This is a genomic window from Pseudarthrobacter sp. RHLT3-21 (assembly GCF_059383495.1).
The window spans coordinates 1-17,524 of the sequence record NZ_JBWZCI010000024.1; the positions used below are offsets into that span (position 1 = coordinate 1).

Sequence of the window (17,524 nt, forward strand, 5' to 3'; positions counted from 1 at the left end):
CTACGAATCCCGGCTCGCGACGTGGAACGAGTGGCAGCCGCTGTCCGTAGCCGCGCACGGCAGCCAGGGCTGATCCATGCACCACGACCATCAGGTTCCTCGGATCGTCAATAGGAGCATCGCGGCCCCTTGACCCGGAGGGCCACAGGCGCGCACTGTTAGGTTTGCAGTGCTCAGTCACGTAACACCGCTTGGAAATAGCCGGTCACACCGGAAGGGATCCATCATGCTCTCCGACACCTCGTTCCCCATTATCAAGGCAACGCTGCCCGTGGTGGGCGAGCACATCCAGGAGATCGCGCAGCGGTTCTACGAACACATGTTTGAAGCCCGCCCGGACCTCCTCGACGGCCTCTTCAACCGCGGAAACCAGGCGGACGGGCGGCAGCAGCAGGCCCTCGCCGGGTCCATCGCCGCATTCGCCGGCTTTCTGGTGGACAAGCCGGATCAGCTGCCGGACCACCTGCTCTCACGGGTTGCCCACAAGCACGTTTCGCTGGGGCTGAGCCCGAACCAGTACCACGTTGTCCATGATCACCTGATGTGGGCCATTGTTGACGTGCTTGGCGACGCCGTCACCCCGGAAGTCGCAGCGGCATGGGACGAGGTGTACTGGCTCATGGCCAACATGCTCATCAACAAGGAACGCGGGCTCTACAACGCCGTGCACCTCACACCCGAGACCATCTGGCGGACGTGGCGCGTGGCCCAGCGGATCCAGGAGACGGACGACGTCGTGACGTTCATTGTTGAACGCACCGACGAGCGTGAGGTCAAACCGTCATTGCCCGGGCAGTACGTGACCATCAAAATGCGCATGCACGACGGCGTGCACCAGCCCCGGCAATACAGCCTCACCAAGGCCGACGACGGCAAGCACCGTCAGTTCGCCGTCAAGAGGATTCACGGGCTCCCGACGCCGGACGGCGAGATGTCCAACCTCCTCCACAACGAGGTCCAGGTGGGCGACGAAGTGGTGCTCTCGGTCCCGTTCGGCGATGTCGTGCTCGAGTACACGGACAGGCCTGCGGTCCTGGCAAGTGCAGGCATTGGCATCACGCCGATGGCCGGAATGCTCTCCCACCTAGTGAAGTCCGGTTCCCAGCGGCAGGTGAAGCTCCTGCACGCCGACGACAGCCCGGCATCATTCCCGCTGCGGGCACAGGTCACGGAGGACCTCGCGCAGATTCCGGACGGCTCCCTGTCCGTCTGGTTCCTCGAGCCGACGGCATCCGGGGCGGCCCCGGCATCCGAGTTCTCGGGTTTTATGGACATCACTGCCGTGGAACTCCCCGACGACGCCGAGTACTACCTCTGCGGCCCGCTCCCGTTCCTCCAGTCCGTGCGGAGCGCCCTTGTTGCCAAGGGCGTTCCGGCCAAGGACATCCAGTACGAGGTGTTTGGCCCGGACCTCTGGCTGGCGGACACCCAGTAGTCCGAGTCACCTGGTGGTGGAACCCGCTGTCGTATGTGACCGACGAATACAGACCACTTGAATAGCGGCCACTACCAGTACAAGACCCCTTGCTCCTGTAACCCCATCCCGCGCCAACGAAACGATCCCCAGCGCAGCTTGACAGATATAGAAGATTCACCCCGAGAAGGCTGTCATCGGGCCCGTGACCGCTACGATCGCGCTGACCGCCTGGTCCCACCCTGGACGGGTCCGCTCCGAAGCCGCGTTCGCCGCCCTCGCCGGTACGAACCCCCCGTCCCTGCCTCCTCCGGGAACACCGTCCGCCATCGACTCAACCGCGGCGGCGACCGGCGCCTGAACCGCGCCCTGCACATCGCAACGATCACTCGCCTGACCCACGACCCCGCCTCCCGCGCCTACGTCGAGAAACGTCGCACTGAAGGCCGCACCACCAAGGAGATCCGCCGATGCCTCAAGCGCTATCTCGCCCGCAAGATCTACCGCGCGCTCAACGCCACCGACGCCACACCCAACCCGGCTTGACAAACATAGAAGGGTCTAGGCCCCCGTGGAAGTTGCGCTCTTGACGACTGCGCCGTTTTGGATCACGTACTCCAGCCGTGTTTCGGCAAGGACCGTGAGGTCTTTCAGCGGGTCCTCTGAGGTGATGACGAAGTCACCGTGGGCTCCTGCCGCGATGGTGCCGAGTTCCCCTTCGCGCTGCAGCAGTGCTGCGGCCGTGGTGGTGGCGCTGCGGATGACATCGATCGCGGGCATGACTTTCGCACGGACAGTGAATTCCTTGGCCTGGTGAACCTGCATCCCGCCCAGCAGGTCAGACCCGTAGGCCAGGTTGATGCCTGCCTCATGGGCCTTGCCCAAGGCCTCGTAGCCGCCGTCGAGGACGGCGGCGACCTTCTCCCAGTTTTCCTGGGACAGCCCGAACTTGCGGCCTTCCCTTTCCAGAGCCCAGTAGGTTACGAGGTTCATGGTGAGAAATGCGTTGAACTCCTTGAAGAGCTCCAGAGACTCGTCATCGAGCAGGTTGCCGTGCTCGATACCCCGGACGCCTGCGCGCAGGGCGCGATTGATCGCACGGCCGGTATAGGCGTGCGCTGTGACATAACGGTTCGCGGCTGTGGCTTCCTCTACCGCGGCTTCGATTTCAGAAAGGGAGTACTGGGTGGAATCGATCCTGTCGGTCGGGGATGCGACCCCTCCCCCGGCCATGATCTTGATGTGGTGGGCGCCTTTTCGCAGCTCGTCCCTGGCGGCTTGTCGTACTGCGTCCACGCCATCAGCCACGCGGCCGATGTGCGGGCAGCAGGAACCTGCGTCGTAGGCATCCCGCCCGCGGGGTCGCGGGTCTGCGTGGCCGCCGGTCTGCGACAGGGCCTTGCCACCGAAAAACAACCTGGGCCCGCGCAGGAGACCTTCTGCCTGGGCGTCGTGAATCCCGAAATCTGCACCGGCAGTGTCCCGCACTGTCGTGAAGCCGCGGTCCAGCATCTCGCCCATGAGCTTGGCGGTGTTGAACGCAACGTAGTTGGGGGACCATTCACCGAGCTGGCCCAGATCGGCAGTGGCCGCTGTCACATGGACATGGCAGTCGATGAGGCCCGGCAGGACGAACTTGTTGGTGGCATCAATGACCGTCTCGCCGTCTGCCTTCAGGCCTGACTCGATTTGGGTGATGGAACCTCCTGACACCCTGATGTCACCCTGTTCGTAGTGCCCTTCGGCAACGTTGAGGTATGACGCGTTCTTGATAAGTAGGTCGTTGGCCATTGGTTATTCTCCTGCTGCTTCCAAAATTGTGGTGGTGTATCTGAGCGCAATGTCCAGCACTTTGTCAACGTCCTGGTCCGTGTAGGCGCCCTCGGCGTCCAGGACGTTCAACACGGCGACCGTGGTGTTTTCCCGGAGGACCGGTGCATTGATGATCGATCCGCAGCCCAGGCTGGTTATGAGCGCGGCGTCCTTGAAGATCCGCTCAACATCGGCCCGGGTCGGACCGAAAAACGGCCTTTGCGACACCAGACACGCATCCAGCCAGTCGGCCGCCACGTCGCGGCTGACATCCTTTCGTCCCCCGACCGGGTATTCGGGGTGGGAGGAATAGATCCTTTCCATCTGCCGGCCCTGGTCCCGGAAGGCCAGGATCGTAAACAGTTTGAATCCGACCTCTTCTTTCACAGCCTGCTCAACTTCCTGCAGGTGATGGACTTCACTACCGCTCATGCGCGCAGTCCTTCCTTTCCTTTGATCTCTTCCATCGTGATGTCCTCAAGGGACCTGCCCTTGGTGCGCACCGCGAAGAGCAAAGTGCAGACGACCCCGACGGCGAGCACTGCTGTTGTCATGCCGAATACTCCGACGAATCCCCATTGGGTGGCGAAGATTCCGATCAGCAGCGGTGCGGTAATGGAACCCACCCGGCCGAAGGAAGAACTCAGGCCAACGCCCGTTGCCCGCAGCCACGTCGGGAAAACCTCCGGTGTGTAAGCGTAGACACCGGCATAGGTGCCGTTGAGGAAGAACGACAGCGCGATACCAGCGGCCGTGATCCAAACCGGGTCGGACATCGAGCTAAGCCAGAATGCGCTGATCGCCGAGCCGATGAGGTAGATGGCAATCGTGTACTTGCGGTCGAGCTTTTCGTTGACCCATGCTGCGCTGAAGTATCCCGGTATCTGTGCAAGGTAGATATACAGGGAGAAGGTGAAGCTTGTGGTGACCGTCAGGCCCTTGCTGATCAGCAGCGTCGGTATCCATGAGAAGAATCCGTAGTAGGAAAACGTGATGACAAACCAGATCAACCAGGTCACCGAGGTTATCCGCCACATTTGCGGGCCCCAAAGGAACTTGATGGCCTTGCCCAAAGAGAACTTTTCAGGTTCCGGCTCCAGGGCATGGTTCGGGTCGACCGGAGGCAGTTCCCTGCCCGTGGACACCAGGACCTTGTTTTCGAAGGCGACCACGACCTTTTCGGCCTCGGCAAGTTTTCCTGCGTTCATCAGGAACCGGGGGGATTCGGGCAGAGACCGTCGCCACCACAACAGCAGGACGATCGGGAGGAAGGTAATCACCTGCGCCCACCGCCACCCATCGGGAAACGCCGGGACGACAAAGCGTCCAATGAGGGCGGCCCCGACGAACCCGAAGGAGAAGAAACCGGCCAACGCGCCAAGGAACCAGCCCCGCTTATAGCTCGGCACGAACTCGGACAGGAAGGGCGCAATGATGGCGCTTTCCGCTCCCGCTCCCAATCCTGCCAGGATCCTCGCAGCGAGGAAGACTTCGAAGTTCATGGACAGCGCGGCAACCAAGGAGGCAGTGGCGTACAGGGCCAGTGCGTACATCATGACCTTTTTCCGGCCAAGCTTGTCGCCGAGGTACCCGGCGAGGAAGGCACCGAAAAGGAAACCGAACGGGGCTGCCGAGGCGACAAGCCCGAGTTGGGCTGACGACAGGGAGAAGACCTCCCGGACGTCGGGCAGGAGGAAAGCCACGACGGCGCTGTCCATTCCGTCGAAGGTGTAGCCGAGCCCTCCGATCAGCAATAGAGCATAGTGCGGCCTGCTCAATGGCAGGCGGTCGAGCCGCGCGGAAAGGGACACCTTTATCTCCTCAGGGGCTAACGTAAGTGTGGATAATGTGCAATGCTAGATGCAAGCAACTGTGCAGTCAATAGATATCTGCAAGAGACTTTGCAACTAGGAGCTGGTGTGCCACCTCGTACTGTCCCCGTTGCAGCTGCAACGGATGCCGATTCCGTCGATGACTGGCTGCGTTCCCTGCTGCCGGGCAAAGGGTTGGGCGGAAGCACCCAGCAGGTGTTTAGTCTCATGGCGAGCCAGCCGGCAAAGGCGAGTTTCGCTCCTGCGGCCGAACTTGCGGGGCTGGCCGGGACGAGTGTCTCCAGCGTTACCAGGCTCGCCCAGCGCCTGGGCTACGCGGGATGGCCTGATCTGCAGCGGGACCTTCGGGCGCGCTACCTTGCCCACCTGTCACTGCTGGAAGTTTCCGAAACACATGGCAACGGGGAATCCCCGTTTCGTGCGTCCTTGCGGCAGGACGCCGATTCCCTCGCGACGTCACTGCGGAACCTCGACGAACAACGCATCACCCGGATCGCGGAAATCCTCGCCGCGTCCGAAAACATATACGTCACCGCCCAGGGAAGTTTCTCCGCCGTCGGGCATGCCCTCGTCCATAACGTTCATCTTGCCGGCTATCCCGTCAGGCAGATCTTGGACAGTCCCGCGATGATCGCCAACCACGTCGCCAGGATGACCGCAGCCGATAGCCTCGTCGTCTGTTCTTACTGGAGGCTTTACGACGTTGCTGTCATTGCTGCGGCAAAGGCAAAGGCCCGCGGTGCCAAGGTAATCGTCCTTGCGGACAACATTTCGCCAGCGCTGGAAAAGTCGGCTGACGAGATCGTGCTGACACCCGCGGAAGGGACGTCGTTTTTCCCGTCCCTGACCGCCGCGATGGCTGTCCAGCAGGGGATCGTGGCCACGCTGGCCAGAGTAGATCCCGCCCGGACCCGAGAAAGTCTCACGGCCGCGGAGGATGGCTGGCAAACCTTCAAGCTCCTCCACCGCTCGGTGCCACGCATCCAACCAACGAGTTAAGGCTTCGGAACGGGTCACAGCGCGCCCAATTCCACAATGTTGCCTCTGCGGCCACCACGGCGTCCTGCCAGGAGTCATTGAAGGCCAGCCCGCATGCAGGTCCTGCAGCGGCATCCAGATGAACATCGGCTGCCGCGACTGCGGCGCCGAGGCCGAACTGCACTCCGGCGGCCGCTGCTGGACCTGCGTCCTCACCATCACCGTCGAACGGCTCCTCACCAACCCCGACACCGGCGCCATCGCCGAGCCGCTCCAGCCCGTTGCCGCAGCGCTGAAATCCATGAACCGCGCCAACAGCGGACTGACCTGGATCAACCAAAAGCACGTCACCCGCTTCCTCACAGACCTTGCCGCCTCCGAATCCATAACCCACGACTCCCTGGACGCTCTCCCCCACAACCGGACCCGCGACTATGTCCGCGGACTGCTGGTCGAACACGGCGCGCTGCCCCGCCGGGACGAACGACTCGCCCGCTATCATGCCTGGAGTGAACAGGCCCTCCAGCGCCTCCCTAAAGGCGACAGCCACGACGTTGCCCGCCGCTTCATCCGATGGCATCTGATCCGGCGCATGAACGCCATGGAGCAGGTCAGCGAGGGCACCTTCCTGCGGTCCAAGCAGACCGCGACAGTCGCCATCGATTTCCTGAAATGGATTGCAGACCGGGGCACCACGCTCGAAAAGCTGACGCAAACAGACGTTGACGCCTGGCAAGCAGGAGGACCCACGACCCGCGAGTTCGCCAGCCGCTTCCTCCAATGGGCCATCAAAGGCAGACTCACTCCCGCGAACATCGCCATCACCCCGCACCGGCGAGGCACCAGTCCCAAGATCGGGGCCGCCGAGCAAGACCGCCTGATCCAGGAAGTCATCCACAGCGATAAGCTCAATCCCCGGGACAGGTTCGCAGCCATCCTCGTCCTGATCTTCGGACAACGGATCGAAGATGCCGTCCGGCTCACCTGGAACGACACCGAAATACTGGACGAACAGGCCACAGTCACCCTCGGCGCCACAGCCATAACACTGCCGACTCCCCTCGACCAACCCCTACGCGACCTAGCAACGAGGCAAAGCCAAACAGCGGCGCACCCCAACTCACCGTGGATTTTCCCCGGCCTACAGCCGGGGGGCCACATTAGGGGCGCAACACTCCGCGAGCGTCTAAAAAAGATGTTCTCCACCCGCGCGGCCCGGCTCGGTACCCTTCACGAAATGACAAAGGCAACCCCGATACCGATCATCGCAGAAGTCCTGGGCTACTCCCCGGCAACAATCGAACGCCATGCGGTTGACTCAGCCAGCACCTATGCCAGATACATCGGCGCCTCACCACAAGCCAACCGACCACAAGAGGAAGCATGAGCCACAAGCCGAGAAACGACAACGTCTAGCGCAAGCTGCTGGACGCGCTGAAGGCTCCTTCGCAGACGGCGGAGCTTTGGCCCTGGGATGGGGCTACGGCCGCGGGAACGCCCAAGAAGCAGTCGGACCCCGTGGCCAGGACGAAGCAGGCGGGCCAGGATCAGCAGCAAAGCATCGCTCCCCTGACTGCTACTCGTCCCCATTCAACAAGTCGCGTTGCCAGTAGAAAATAGGGCGGGGGAGTGCCCGCAGAAGAGGCTGCGCGTGGCATCAAGCCTGGACATTCCCGCCCATAGCTCCGGGGTCTGACACCGCGCCGATGAGCGCGTCGGCGGGACCGCGAGCAGGGTCACTACCGCGGCTCCGGGGCAGCCCTCCAAGTAGCCGAGGGTACCCAGGTTCTCCACTGGAATGTCAAGGCAGCAGGTTTGGTCCACGGACAGGGGTTCACGATGTGTATAGGTGAGGCAGTGGCCTGGCATGACGGCGAAGACTCAACCACCTCCGCCGTATCTCAGCGGCCCGTACCTGCCAGTAGTACGGCCAGAGACTTGGCGGAAGATTCCCAACCGTGATATTGCGGGGCCCGGTCTTAAACCTCTTCGCTACTATTCTCAAGAATGTCCCGGGCAGCCAACTGGTGGGTACCGCCAAGCGTGTGACAATCCCCGGGCCCGGGACACGAGCGCTGTAGGTGATATAGATGATGTCCGCGCCGTTCAACAGCTGCGAACGGCGATTCGCGGCGTTCTGCGGTCAATGCGGGCAAGCCTGGACCCTCTGTGGCAGGTAGCGCTCGTCAGGTAAGTGAGGCGAGGCAGAAGTGCGTGGCTAGATCAGCAGGCCCTGCAGCTCTTCAGCGATGCTCTGAAGCATGGCTCCGAGTTCGACGCGGAGCTGGTCGGACATGCGATGGGCCGGAACGGAGACGTTAATTCCGTAAAGTACGCCGCTCGGACCGGTTATTGCGACGGCGACCGAAGTTACGCCGTCTTCACTTTCTTCCTGGCTGCTTGCGTAACCGGTGTGCCTGATCTTCTCCAGAGCCACTTCCAGGTCGGCCCGGGACGTGATCGAGGCTTTGGTCAGGCCGGGGAGTTCCAGCTGCGGGTACAGCATCCGCAGCTGTTCATCGCTGAGCCGACTCAACATGGCTTTTCCCGTGGCGGTGCAGTTGGCGGGAAGCGTCCGGCCCTGACGGGACCCGACGCGCACCGCCCGTGAGCTTTCGATGGCGTCGAGGAAGTGCGCGTCTGTTCCCTCGAGCCTGGCGAAGTGGACGGTCTCCCCTGTTTCCTTAAATAGCCGTTCCAAGACCGGGCGGGCTAAGGTCCGGACGTCGATCTGGCGCCTGATGGCGAACGCGATGGAGCCCAATGCTTGACCCGGCTCATAGGCCTTGGTGGCAGGGTTTTGCCGCACAAAGCCGCGGTAAAGCAGCATGCCCATGAGCCGGTGCGCGGTCGAGGATGCGACGGCCAAGTAGTTACTGGCATCGGTCAACCTGATGCTGGGCTGGGTTTCGAACAGCAGGAGGAGACGGAGGGCATTGTCGACCGACTCGATGGGGTATTGCGGAGGAGGACCGTACTTCGACACGTCCTCTGAAGCTCTCGTTTGCATTCTACTAATGGTACCTAGCGGCCGCGGCCCGGTTCGTGCTTCCGGGTTGTTCATCGTCACGGGTCAATGCCCAGTCTGGCGAGTTCGTGCCTCCAGGCTGTTCCGGTGTTGAAGGACCCGCCGAGATCCGGGAGTTCTGCCATGTCGGTGTCGGGGAGGTCTTGAAGCTGTCCCCCGGCTGCCGCTACTTGAAGTGCCAGCCCTGCCAGGGTGTCGACGCTGATGGCCTGGAGAACCGCTTGTTCCACCGTAGGGGCGGCGCTGGTCAGCCCGTGGCCACGGAGCAGCACCACGGGACGTCCGCTCATGGCATCGATCATTTCACCGGCAAGCCTGTGGTTCCTCACCAAGACGCCCCGGGGGTATATGGGTATCCCGCCTGCTGCGAGGCGGGTGCCCGGAATATCGAACGCGCCGACGATGGGCCTGACTCTGAGCCCGGCGAGGTCGGCGGCAACGACCCGCGGGGGGTGCGCGTGCACGACGGCGTTGATATCCGGGCGGCGTCGAAGCAGCTCGGTGTGCAGTGGAAGTTCGTTGGGGACGGTGTATCCCCCGTCGAGTTCACCTTCGGCGGCCGGATTGCCATCGAGGTCCACCAGTCTGATGTCACGGGCTTCGGTGTATGCGAGTCCTCGCTCCTGAGGGCCCCTGCACCGGACCAGCAGCTTATTCTCGGCCATTCGCAAACTGATGTGACCCAGGATTCCGTCGGCCAGACCGCGGTGGGCCAGCACCCTGCAGGCCAAGGCGATGGATTCCCTGTGCTCCTCATGGGTTACGGGCGGCTGACTCGCCCGCATCAGGAGGCCGCCAGGGGTTGGGGGTCCAGCAGCGGTTCTAGTTTCTCCCGCAGTTCCTGGATGGTGACCCCTGTTCCCATGCCGCGGCGGCAGGCCAGAAGCGCTTTGGGCCAGTTCACGATCGCGGCACCGCGCAGGTTCACTCCGTCGGTGGTATACAGGGCGGCGAAGCGGCCGTGCAATTCGGGATGGCCGATGATGATGTGCTCAGCGTTTCCTCCCACGCGTCCGACGACCTGGATTTTCCAGTCGTGCTGGTCGCTCCAGACGTACTCGACGGGGGTGTAGGCGCGGGGGCTCTGCGGGTGGGTGATGTTGTAGGCGACGCAGGCGGCCTGTTCCACCGCGTTCGTCCAGTGCTCGATCCGGATGTCCTCGCCGTGCTTTTCGTGCCGCCAGCGCGCGACGTCGCCGACGCCGTAAATGTGGGGGGCGTCCACGGCCCTGCAGTACTCGTCGAGGACCACTCCGTTGTCCACCAGGAGTCCCGAGGCGCCGAGCCAGGCATCGTTGGGAACCGCGCCGATACCAACCAGCACGGTGGCAGCCTCGACGTTCGCACCGTTAGTCAGCCGGAGGGTGAAGGAGCCCTGTTCGCCGTCGATGGACTCGACCCCGGTGCCGAAGATTGTTGTGACGCCGTTGTTGCGGTGGAGGTCTCCGAACCAATGCCCGATTTCGGGGTTGAAGATGCGGCTCATGGGGATGGGGAGCGGGTCAATGACGGTGACTTCCAGCCCGAGGGAGCGTGCCGTGGCAGCGGCCTCGGCACCGATGAACCCGGCGCCGATCACGGCGAGCGTCCCGCCCTTGAGGAGGTTGGTGCGCAGCTTCCGGGCATCATCGAGCGACCGTAAAACATGGATACCGGGCCGCTGGCCCCATGGCGAGGGGCGGGCCGAGGCGCCCGTCGCGATCACCAAATGATCGAAGCGTACGGGTTCGTGATCCTGGAGCTGCAGCAGGTTTCCGGCGACGTCAATGCCGGTGGCGGCGTGCCCAAGGAGCAACTGGATCCCGGCGGCCTCCGCCTGTTCGCGCGTGAGAAGGCGGATGGATGACTCCTCCGCCTTCCCTGCGAGGACCGATTTAGACAGCGGTGGCTTGTCATAGGGAAGTTCCGGGTCTTCACCGACGAGGATAATTTCCCCTTCGTAGCCCTCCAGACGCAGGGACTGTGCAGCACGCACCCCGCCGATGGAGGAGCCGACGATGACAGTGGTCGTGTTCATTAGTTCTCCACTACAAGTGCGGACACCGGACAGCTGCGGGCGGCCTCGGTGACTCGGGAACGGTCGGCCTCGGGCACCTCGGTCTTGAGGAGAACGACGATTCCGTCATCGTCCAGATCGAAGTAGTCGGTGGCTCCGACAACGCAGTTAGCGTAGCCTTGGCAGGCCTGCAGGTCTGCTTTTACGACAGGCATGGTCAAACTCCTTGGCCTAGGTGTTGGTGTTCTTCTTGTTCTGCGGCGGTTGCTCATCCTCGGTAATGAGCGGCCCGAACGGGTGCCCGATCATGGCAGAGAACGTTGCCGGCGCTTGCCACGTCAGCGACTCCAGCTCCAGGGGGCACAAGGAGACCCACTGGCCGGAGCGCGGGGACTTGATCATCAGCCGCGAGCCGTTGCGTGTCTCGACCCGGCTCACCTGGACCTCGGAAAACTCATTCGCGATCACGATCGGAGTGCCGGTCACGTGCGCTTCAAGCCGACCCATCTCCTGTGCCGCCCGGATGGCGGCAAGGCGATCCTCTTCTTCGCCTTCCCAGCCGATTTTCATAGGAATATGGCCAGGTTCTGCATCCGAATGACCGACTCGTCGACCATGATGGTGCGTCGGGCAAGTTCCCACCCTGTGGCGGTTCGGCGGAGAAGGTCTTCCCGCCCGGCGGACACGGTGGCGGCTTCACGCACGTCACCGCGGCTGCGGAACAGCAGAACGGCTGAATCGACAATGATTTCGTCGGGATTGTGGGTGCGGAACGTGCGGACATTGGTGACGTAGTGGCGCAGCCGCGAGGGAGGATCTTCAGTCCAGGCGTGCTCGGTCGCGAAGCGCGCAACCCGGCGGCTTAGGGAGTACCTGTTTTCATCCAGGTGCGCCATACCGGGAGAAGTGCTGTAACCGGCACCGAGGGCGGTGGTGACGCGGACCGGCATGAGGTAGTGCACGTCCTCGGCTATGCGTGCCATCCACGCGTCATAATCCTGGGCGTCCAGCAGATAGGCTTCATCGACCAGCCAGCGGTGCGCCTCCAGATGGAGTCCATCACTAAACGGCAGGGACTCTCCGGTCCGCTGTGTTCGCGAAGCATGCCCGCCGAGAACAGATTGTTCCGACAGGGTCTTGCTGTTACGTTCGTTTGCTGCCTCAACACTCATGGCTGACCCTCCCTTGGGACGGTCTCGACGGCGGTGCTTCCAGTGCGTTCAGCGGCAGCGCCGAGAGAGCCCGGACCGTTGAGGGAGCCTGTCTGGCCCGCGCTGGTTCCGACGTGCAGCTGGGCGGCTTTTTCGACCGGGCGTTCCAGATGGTCGGCCCAGCGCAGCAGCAGTTCACGCTGGTTGTATTCGCTGTAGCCGACGCGGGTTGAACCCGGACCCGAGTACTGCTCGGTTGTCAGTGGTTCGACAACGTTGTCTCCGTTTTCCAGCATGCCCATGCGGCTGTTCAGCAGCAGGCGCCGCGCCATGGGACCGCCGGCGGTACTGGTCAGGGAAACCCAGTTTTCGACGTCGTCCTGTTCGAACATGCCGCCGCTGCCAAAGCACATCAGGTAGGCCTTGTAGGAAAGGGCCTTGAACTCTTCGGGCGCATTCTTGTCCACGGCGAACCAGGACACGATCTCGGTCTCGTCTTCACTGATCGGCTGCCACTGGCGGATGGAAATAAAGGGAAGCACCTCGTCGGAGTCTTCTTCGACCCGGGGCCAGTTGTGGACGAAGCTCATATTCGGGAACACCGAGGCCGCCGATATCATGAACCCGTCCTTGCCCACGACGTCGAGCTGCTCCTGGCTCCACTGCTCCTTCATGCGTGCGATCATCTCGTCCGGGTAGCCCACATAGCGGAGCCGGTCTTCCAGGCTTCCCTCGGGGAGCTTGTAGGTCGTTCCGCCGCCGTTCCCGGCCCAGTAGGTGGTGCCGTCCTTGCGTTTTTCCGCCTTGGGTTCGCGGAACAGACCGATTTCAACAACGGATGTGTGGGTCTGGGGTGTGTGGTACATGTCGCCGGCGAAGTTTTCGGCGCCGATCTTCCAGTTCGCCTTCACGCGCCACCGCTGGGGGCCGCGCATCTCAATGCCGTCGGCACTCTGCTTCGTGTAGTAGTCCATGTAGAACTTGAAATCGCCGAGGAAGTCCTCAAGCGGCTCCGCGTCCGGATCCAGGCTGATGAAGATCAGCCCGTTGTATACCCCCAGGGAGGGAGCGGGCAGCAGGGTCTGCCCCTTTTTCTTGAAGCCTTCTTCCCCCCCGTAGGCCTCCTGATGGAACGGCAGGCCCACGATGCGTCCGTCGTTGCGGTAGGACCAGCCGTGGTAGGGGCAGCGGAAGTGGGAGGCGTTGCCCATTTCGGCCCGGCAGACCTGCATGCCGCGGTGAAGGCACATGTTGAAGAGTGCCCGGATTTCGCCCTTTTCGTCCCGGGAAATGATGAACGAGTCTTCCAGTACGCGGCGAACCACGTAATCCCCTGCTTCAGGCACTTCGGATTCGTGGGCAACAAAGAGCCAGCTGCGTCCGAAAAGACGCTCCTTTTCGAGTTCGAAGATCTCCTTGTCGTTGTAGATGTGCGCAGGGATCATGCCCTGCCGCACGTCCTGAAGGACGCCGCTTTGGTCAGTCATCAATGGATCTCCTTGTCCGGGCCGGCAAATGCCTAGTGGTCTCTGCTGTTCAGAGAATGATTCTGTAATGAAGAGAATGACGCATTATGTGATGTTCGTCAACCCCTGATTCGGCTTTCGGTGCCGAATCACGAGGCCAACTCACCTTCCGGGCCCCTATCAGTGGCCGTTTTCCGGTAAGTCAGAGTCCCGCGCCGCGGTTTCCCCCCTGTCCAGGCGGGCCATCGCCTCCATTTCCTCTGCAGTGAGCGAAAAATCAAAAACGGAAATGTTCTCTTCGAGCCAGAGCGGGTCTGAAGCCTGCGGAATGGGCACCAGGTCCTGCTGGACGTGCCAACGCAGCAAGACCTGCGCAGGCGATCTCCTGAGGCGGTCAGCGATGTCGACAACACCGGGGTTTCCGCGCAGTCCCGACTCACGGCCTATCGGGCTCCAGGACTCGGTCAGAATGCCAAGCTGCCGGTGGATGGTGCGCGGGTACAGGCGTGCCAGGTCCGGACTCAGCTGGATTTGATTGACGTCGGGGACCACGCCGGTTTCGTCGATGATTCTTCTCAGGTGGGCAGGCTTGAAATTGGAAACGCCGATGGCCTTGACGCGGCCTTCTTCCAACAGCTTCACGAGGCCCTTCCACGCGTCCACGTACCTGTCCTGGGCAGGTACCGGCCAGTGGCACATAAACAGGTCCAGGTAGTCAACGCCGAGCCTCCGTAGACTCTCGTCGTAGGCCCGTCGCACCCCATCCACGCTGTGCGACTCTTTGTTGAACTTGCTGGAGACGAAGATTTCGTCCCTAGGAACGCCTGCCGTGCGGATGCCGCGGCCGACGGCTTCCTCGTTCCCGTACTGGAACGCTGTGTCGATCAGCCGGTAGCCGCACTGAACTGCATAACGCACGGCCGTTTCGCAATCCTCGTCCACCATTGGCCACGTGCCCAGGCCGAGCCGTGGAATGGTGTGTCCGTGCAGCAGACCCAGCCGCGGGACCGGGCCAGTGGCCTTAGTCGATTCAGTTGTCATCGGATGCCTTCTTCTCGGGAGCTTTCAGGTGTTCGTCTTGCGAAGGGGTGGAAGGGCCCTGTGGTGGCGGCTCCTCGTGGCGATGCCGCTCTTCCCTCCGTATGCCGCACGCCGCCGGAAGAGTGATGACTACACCGGCTGCGAGCAGTGCCGCGGCAACCGGAGCCACGGTTACCAGCAGGGCCATCCCAAACGGGGTAAAGAAGAGCGCTGATGCACGGACAGTGCCGGTCAGTGCCAGCACATCCCCGCGTTCTTCCGGGTGCACTTCGTCTGCAGCAATCGCCGGACCGACGGTTTGCAGGATGCCCGCACCAATGCCAGAGATAACGAGGGCCACGGCAGCCGCAGCTGCCACACCAGCAAGGGGACCCGCGGCCGCCAGCCCGGCTCCCGTGGCGAGAAGGCCCGTGACGAGCGAGGCCCGCACTCCCTTTCGGCGCAGCCAGCTGCCGGCCGCGCTTCCTGCAAGGACGGCGGTGTTGGCTATGGATATCAGAATGCCGATGACTGCTACGGATTGCCCCGCAAGGGAAAGCGCAACGGGAACATAGGAGTCCAGGAGGCTCTTCCACGCCCCTGCCCCGGCGTTCATCCAGCAGGCCGCACCAACCCCGGGTCGCCGCCACAGGCGTCCGGCTTTCATTCCTCCCGCGGACTTTCCTGGAGCAAACAGCGGAAGTCTGACCAGCAGGGCCGCAGGGATGGCGGCCGCTGCACCTGCCGCCGCCGCCACAACCAGCGGCAGCGCTGCCGACGCTTCCCACAGGTAACCTGCCAGGGCAGGCCCCAGCAGCGCCCCCACGCCGGCGGCCAGATTCACGGCAGTCAGCCCTCCGACGGACGTGGCCGACATGCGAACGGCGTGTGTCTGGCTGCTGGTCCAGAACAAGGCGCGGGCCGAGCCCTGGACGAGCTGCGACACTGCAAAAATCACCAGCGCATCCGAGAGCGCAAGAAGGACGCAGGAGACGGCAATCATGACAGCCGAGCCTACGAGGAAGGCTTTGTCCGGGACCCGGCGCATAAGGGCACCCATGAATAGACGCGTCACCAGCTGCGAGACGGCCGCCAGCGCGACCATCAGTCCGACTTCGGGGGCGCTGTAGCCGACACCGATTGCCAATAGCGGCACTACGACCCCAAGGGTCCCGAGGGCGAACGAGAACAGCACCGTCGCGCCAATGCTCAGGGCCCTGTCAGTGCCGGGCGATCGCATGCTTTTCTCTTTGATGGGGCGGCCTGGCAGGACGGCGTCGCTGCTGCTTACCGGACGAAGGCGGGCGCTGCCACCGGCTCGAGGTGGTGGCTCTACGCGCGGACATGCTCGAGGTAGGCGTTTGCCTCCTCCAAGCCGACGACGTCGCCGTATTTGTTGTCGATGTCGAAAAGGCTCGCAAGATGGGGTAGCTCGGCGCGGTCGCCGACACCTTCCTCAACAACGATGGTGTGGAATCCGAAGGAACATGAGTCAACGGCCGTGGCGCGGATACATCCGCTGGTGGTGCAACCGACGAGGATCAGCGTATCGATCCCCTTGGACACCAGGCGCGCTGCAAGGTCGGTCCCGAAAAAGCAGGATGCGTACTTTTTCACCAGCAGCATTTCGCTGCTTTGGCGGGCGAGCCTGTCGTCGAGTTCTACCCATTCGCTTCCCTCAACCAACCAACTGTTGGAGGGGATTTTCCGGATCCATTTACCGGCTTCCTGCAGATCCGTGTCGTAGGCGACTGTCGAGAAGATGACGGGAACTGCCGCCGCCCGTGCCCGGGCCAAAAGTTCCTGTGTCGCCTTCACCTGTTCGTCCAGATCTCCGGCCAAAGGCGATCGTGTATCTGTGAATCCGCGGATGAAGTCAACTACCAGAAGCGCTGGTCGATTGCCGAATCCGATCCTCCCGCCTAGGCCCTTTTCCTTAAACTCGGTCCGCAGCCTTTTGTATTCGTCGCTGGCAGCAGTAGTCATGCTTCCCTCTTCCTTAGGTCGTTCAGAGACCAATGACCCGAGCACCCGCGCGCAAGGCGCGGGGTGTAAGGCCTAGGCTTTCTCGCCCAGACGCCGCTCGACAGCCCACAAGGCAAGGTTTCCTGCCAGTGCGATTGCTGCGAGAAGGACGATGATCCCGTACATGGTGGGCAGGTCCAACATTCCGTAGGCGCGCAGGGCCAGGAGGCCCAAACCGGCACGCGCGGCGAAGAACTCGGCAATGATCACGTTGATGAACGCAATGCTGAAGCCGATACGGATACCGACCATGAGTGATGGGGCCATGGCCGGTATGTATATCTTGGTCACGGTCTGCAGCGGGGACAGGCTCAGGGAGCGTGCGAGCTTGGGCAAAAGCGGGTTGATGGCGCGGACGCCTGCTGTGGTCGAGACCATAATGGGAAATACGGCGGCCAGGGCGGCCATTGCGGACTGGGCGCCCACACCCACTCCGAATATCTGGAGAAGAATCGGAAAGAAGATTACACGCGGGATGGCAAATGCGCCTGCCACGAGTGGATCGAATACAGCCCCGAGAAACTTGCTCCGTCCGATGACATAGCCCAGGGGAAATCCAATCGCGGCGGCAATGCAGAACCCGATGGCTACCGCTTGCAGCGTTGCATCGAGATGCCGATAGATGGAGCCGTCGGCGAAGCGCTTCGCCAGAGCGTTAAGGGATGCCGCAGGGGAAGCCACCAGGTCGGTCGTGGAAGACAACACGGCCCAGAGGAGGACAAGTGCTACCAGCACTGCCGCGCGCCACAGGTTGTCCCTGATCACCCTGGATTTCTTTGCGACCCGGTGACCGGTAATTTGT

17 protein-coding genes and 1 pseudogene are annotated in these 17,524 nt (G+C 62.5%); 4 read left to right on the forward strand and 14 right to left on the reverse strand.

Annotated elements, in window-relative coordinates; all coding sequences use genetic code 11:
- Nucleotides 1-226: 226 nt before the first annotated feature.
- Entirely contained in the window at nucleotides 227-1,435 is a 1,209-nt protein-coding gene (locus tag AC50YA_RS19085; RefSeq protein WP_494983782.1) for a globin domain-containing protein, read from the forward strand.
- Nucleotides 1,436-1,610: 175 nt separating this feature from the next.
- Nucleotides 1,611-1,960, forward strand: a pseudogene (locus AC50YA_RS19090) (transposase); the annotation flags it as partial.
- A gap of 15 nt (nucleotides 1,961-1,975) precedes the next feature.
- Here AC50YA_RS19090 and AC50YA_RS19095 read toward each other — a convergent pair.
- From AC50YA_RS19095 to AC50YA_RS19105, 3 genes are read right to left on the reverse strand one after another with little or no spacing between them, the layout of a single operon-like run.
- Nucleotides 1,976-3,205, reverse strand: coding sequence for a metal-dependent hydrolase family protein (locus tag AC50YA_RS19095; RefSeq protein ID WP_494983783.1), 1,230 nt, complete (start codon nucleotides 3,203-3,205; stop codon nucleotides 1,976-1,978).
- 3 nt (nucleotides 3,206-3,208) lie between these two features.
- Nucleotides 3,209-3,658, reverse strand: a complete 450-nt coding sequence (locus tag AC50YA_RS19100) for a GAF domain-containing protein (RefSeq protein ID WP_494983784.1) — start codon at nucleotides 3,656-3,658, stop codon at nucleotides 3,209-3,211.
- Nucleotides 3,655-5,037 (reverse strand): MFS transporter, encoded by a 1,383-nt coding sequence (locus AC50YA_RS19105; RefSeq protein ID WP_494983785.1) that lies wholly within the window; start codon nucleotides 5,035-5,037, stop codon nucleotides 3,655-3,657. The genes AC50YA_RS19100 and AC50YA_RS19105 overlap by 4 nt, the downstream gene beginning before the upstream one ends.
- Nucleotides 5,038-5,145: 108 nt before the next feature.
- Between AC50YA_RS19105 and AC50YA_RS19110 the strand changes: the two genes are divergently transcribed.
- On the forward strand, nucleotides 5,146-6,057 hold the full coding sequence (locus AC50YA_RS19110) for a MurR/RpiR family transcriptional regulator (protein WP_494983786.1): 912 nt from the start codon (nucleotides 5,146-5,148) through the stop codon (nucleotides 6,055-6,057).
- A 118-nt stretch (nucleotides 6,058-6,175) separates the two neighbouring features.
- Entirely contained in the window at nucleotides 6,176-7,423 is a 1,248-nt protein-coding gene (locus AC50YA_RS19115; RefSeq protein ID WP_494983787.1) for a site-specific integrase, read from the forward strand.
- A gap of 831 nt (nucleotides 7,424-8,254) precedes the next feature.
- Here the strand turns inward: AC50YA_RS19115 and AC50YA_RS19120 are convergent.
- The 11 genes from AC50YA_RS19120 to AC50YA_RS19170 all read right to left on the reverse strand — a co-directional run bounded on the left by AC50YA_RS19120 (nucleotide 8,255) and on the right by AC50YA_RS19170 (nucleotide 17,487).
- A complete protein-coding gene (locus AC50YA_RS19120) occupies nucleotides 8,255-9,046 on the reverse strand; it encodes an IclR family transcriptional regulator (protein ID WP_494983788.1) in 792 nt (263 codons plus the stop codon).
- A 56-nt stretch (nucleotides 9,047-9,102) separates the two neighbouring features.
- Entirely contained in the window at nucleotides 9,103-9,849 is a 747-nt protein-coding gene (gene phtC / locus AC50YA_RS19125; RefSeq protein WP_494983789.1) for a 3,4-dihydroxyphthalate decarboxylase, read from the reverse strand.
- A complete protein-coding gene (locus AC50YA_RS19130; RefSeq protein ID WP_494983790.1) occupies nucleotides 9,849-11,081 on the reverse strand; it encodes an NAD(P)/FAD-dependent oxidoreductase in 1,233 nt (410 codons plus the stop codon). The genes phtC and AC50YA_RS19130 overlap by 1 nt, the downstream gene beginning before the upstream one ends.
- Nucleotides 11,081-11,275, reverse strand: coding sequence for a ferredoxin (locus AC50YA_RS19135; protein WP_252609654.1), 195 nt, complete (start codon nucleotides 11,273-11,275; stop codon nucleotides 11,081-11,083). Before AC50YA_RS19135 ends, AC50YA_RS19130 begins: the two co-directional genes overlap by 1 nt.
- Before the next feature lie 16 nt (nucleotides 11,276-11,291).
- Nucleotides 11,292-11,630 (reverse strand): hypothetical protein, encoded by a 339-nt coding sequence (locus tag AC50YA_RS19140; RefSeq protein ID WP_252609653.1) that lies wholly within the window; start codon nucleotides 11,628-11,630, stop codon nucleotides 11,292-11,294.
- Entirely contained in the window at nucleotides 11,627-12,232 is a 606-nt protein-coding gene (locus AC50YA_RS19145) for a 3-phenylpropionate/cinnamic acid dioxygenase subunit beta (protein WP_494983791.1), read from the reverse strand. The genes AC50YA_RS19140 and AC50YA_RS19145 overlap by 4 nt, the downstream gene beginning before the upstream one ends.
- Entirely contained in the window at nucleotides 12,229-13,698 is a 1,470-nt protein-coding gene (locus AC50YA_RS19150; RefSeq protein WP_494983792.1) for a Rieske 2Fe-2S domain-containing protein, read from the reverse strand. The genes AC50YA_RS19145 and AC50YA_RS19150 overlap by 4 nt, the downstream gene beginning before the upstream one ends.
- A gap of 159 nt (nucleotides 13,699-13,857) precedes the next feature.
- Nucleotides 13,858-14,718 (reverse strand): aldo/keto reductase, encoded by an 861-nt coding sequence (locus AC50YA_RS19155; protein WP_494983793.1) that lies wholly within the window; start codon nucleotides 14,716-14,718, stop codon nucleotides 13,858-13,860.
- A complete protein-coding gene (locus AC50YA_RS19160) occupies nucleotides 14,708-15,937 on the reverse strand; it encodes an MFS transporter (protein ID WP_494983794.1) in 1,230 nt (409 codons plus the stop codon). Before AC50YA_RS19160 ends, AC50YA_RS19155 begins: the two co-directional genes overlap by 11 nt.
- 92 nt (nucleotides 15,938-16,029) lie before the next feature.
- Nucleotides 16,030-16,683, reverse strand: coding sequence for an N-carbamoylsarcosine amidohydrolase (locus tag AC50YA_RS19165; RefSeq protein ID WP_494983795.1), 654 nt, complete (start codon nucleotides 16,681-16,683; stop codon nucleotides 16,030-16,032).
- A 72-nt stretch (nucleotides 16,684-16,755) separates the two neighbouring features.
- The gene (locus AC50YA_RS19170; protein ID WP_494983796.1) at nucleotides 16,756-17,487 is read right to left on the reverse strand and encodes an ABC transporter permease; all 732 of its coding nucleotides are present in this window, start codon (nucleotides 17,485-17,487) and stop codon (nucleotides 16,756-16,758) included.
- Nucleotides 17,488-17,524: the final 37 nt, after the last annotated feature.

Bases quoted from the DNA above. Each gene is read 5' to 3' on its own strand.
- AC50YA_RS19100 (WP_494983784.1), bottom strand. From the start codon at position 3,658: ATGAGCGGTAGTGAAGTCCATCACCTGCAGGAAGTTGAGCAGGCTGTG.
- AC50YA_RS19130 (WP_494983790.1), bottom strand. From the start codon at position 11,081: ATGAACACGACCACTGTCATCGTCGGCTCCTCCATCGGCGGGGTGCGT.
- AC50YA_RS19135 (WP_252609654.1), bottom strand. From the start codon at position 11,275: ATGCCTGTCGTAAAAGCAGACCTGCAGGCCTGCCAAGGCTACGCTAAC.
- AC50YA_RS19160 (WP_494983794.1), bottom strand. From the start codon at position 15,937: ATGCGATCGCCCGGCACTGACAGGGCCCTGAGCATTGGCGCGACGGTG.
- AC50YA_RS19155 (WP_494983793.1), bottom strand. From the start codon at position 14,718: ATGACAACTGAATCGACTAAGGCCACTGGCCCGGTCCCGCGGCTGGGT.
- AC50YA_RS19145 (WP_494983791.1), bottom strand. From the start codon at position 12,232: ATGAGTGTTGAGGCAGCAAACGAACGTAACAGCAAGACCCTGTCGGAA.
- AC50YA_RS19120 (WP_494983788.1), bottom strand. From the start codon at position 9,046: ATGCAAACGAGAGCTTCAGAGGACGTGTCGAAGTACGGTCCTCCTCCG.
- phtC (WP_494983789.1), bottom strand. From the start codon at position 9,849: ATGCGGGCGAGTCAGCCGCCCGTAACCCATGAGGAGCACAGGGAATCC.
- AC50YA_RS19140 (WP_252609653.1), bottom strand. From the start codon at position 11,630: ATGAAAATCGGCTGGGAAGGCGAAGAAGAGGATCGCCTTGCCGCCATC.
- AC50YA_RS19085 (WP_494983782.1), top strand. From the start codon at position 227: ATGCTCTCCGACACCTCGTTCCCCATTATCAAGGCAACGCTGCCCGTG.
- AC50YA_RS19115 (WP_494983787.1), top strand. From the start codon at position 6,176: ATGAACATCGGCTGCCGCGACTGCGGCGCCGAGGCCGAACTGCACTCC.
- AC50YA_RS19095 (WP_494983783.1), bottom strand. From the start codon at position 3,205: ATGGCCAACGACCTACTTATCAAGAACGCGTCATACCTCAACGTTGCC.
- AC50YA_RS19165 (WP_494983795.1), bottom strand. From the start codon at position 16,683: ATGACTACTGCTGCCAGCGACGAATACAAAAGGCTGCGGACCGAGTTT.
- AC50YA_RS19150 (WP_494983792.1), bottom strand. From the start codon at position 13,698: ATGACTGACCAAAGCGGCGTCCTTCAGGACGTGCGGCAGGGCATGATC.